The sequence below is a fragment of the Paracoccus aminovorans genome, from assembly GCF_001546115.1.
GTDB classification, from domain to species: Bacteria; Pseudomonadota; Alphaproteobacteria; order Rhodobacterales; family Rhodobacteraceae; genus Paracoccus; species Paracoccus aminovorans_B.
On the sequence record NZ_LNBC01000044.1, the window covers coordinates 1 to 1246 of the forward strand.

Below are 1246 nucleotides of genomic sequence, written 5' to 3' on the forward strand. Positions count from 1 at the left end.
CTCACATGCCCTTGTACAGCGGGAATTTCGCGCAGAGCGCCTCGACCTCGGCCTTGACGCGGGCCTCGACCTCGGCGTTGCCGGCCTCGCCGTTCGAGGCCAGCCCGTCCACCACCTCGACGATCCAGCGCGCGATCTGGCGGAACTCCGCCTCGCCGAAGCCGCGCGTGGTGCCGGCCGGCGCGCCCAAGCGCACGCCCGAGGTCACGAAGGGCTTCTCGGGGTCGAAGGGCACGCCGTTCTTGTTGCAGGTGATATGCGCCCGACCCAGCGCCGCCTCGGTCGCCTTGCCGGTCACGCCCTTGGGACGCAGATCGGCCAGGCACAGGTGGTTGTCGGTGCCGCCCGAGACGATGTCGATGCCGCCCTTCATCAGCTCGTCGGCCATGGCCTGCGCGTTCTTCACCACCTGGGCCGCGTAATCGCGAAAGCCCGGGCGCAGCGCCTCGCCGAAGGCCACCGCCTTGGCCGCGATCACATGCATCAAGGGGCCGCCCTGCAGGCCGGGGAACACCGCCGAGTTGATCTTCTTCGCGATCTCGGCATCGTTGGTCAGCACCATGCCGCCGCGCGGGCCGCGCAGGGATTTATGCGTCGTCGTGGTCACGACATGGGCATGCGGCAAGGGCGAGGGATGCTGGCCGCCCGCCACCAGGCCCGCGATATGGGCCATGTCGACCATCAGGTAGGCGCCGACCTCGTCGGCGATCTTGCGGAACTCGGCCCAGTCCCAGATGCGGCTGTAAGCGGTGCCGCCGGCGACGATCAGCTTGGGCTTGTGCTCATGCGCCTTTTTCCGCACGTCCTCCATGTCCAGCAGCTGGTCCTGCTGGCGCACGCCGTAGCTGACGACGTTGAACCACTTGCCCGACATGTTGACCGGCGAGCCATGCGTCAGGTGGCCGCCCGAATTGAGGTCGAGCCCCATGAAGGTGTCGCCGGGGCTGAGCAGCGCCAGGAACACGGCCTGGTTCATCTGGCTGCCCGAATTCGGCTGCACATTGGCGAAGCCGCAGTCGAACAGTTGCTTGGCGCGCTCGATCGCCAGGTCCTCGACGATGTCGACATATTGGCAGCCGCCGTAATAGCGCTTGCCCGGGTAGCCCTCGGCGTATTTGTTGGTCAGGACCGAGCCCTGCGCCTCGAGCACCGCCTTCGAGACGATGTTCTCGGACGCGATCAGCTCGATCTCGTCGCGCTGCCGGCCAAGCTCCTGACGGATCGCCCCGAAAATCGCAGGGTCGCG

The 1246-nt window shown here is 67.3% G+C and carries 1 protein-coding gene; it reads right to left on the reverse strand.

Annotated features, from left to right (window positions below):
* Position 1: 1 nt before the first annotated feature.
* A partial coding sequence (gene glyA, locus ASV56_RS22265; RefSeq protein WP_062564131.1) for a serine hydroxymethyltransferase occupies positions 2-1246 on the reverse strand: 1245 nt, incomplete at its 5' end.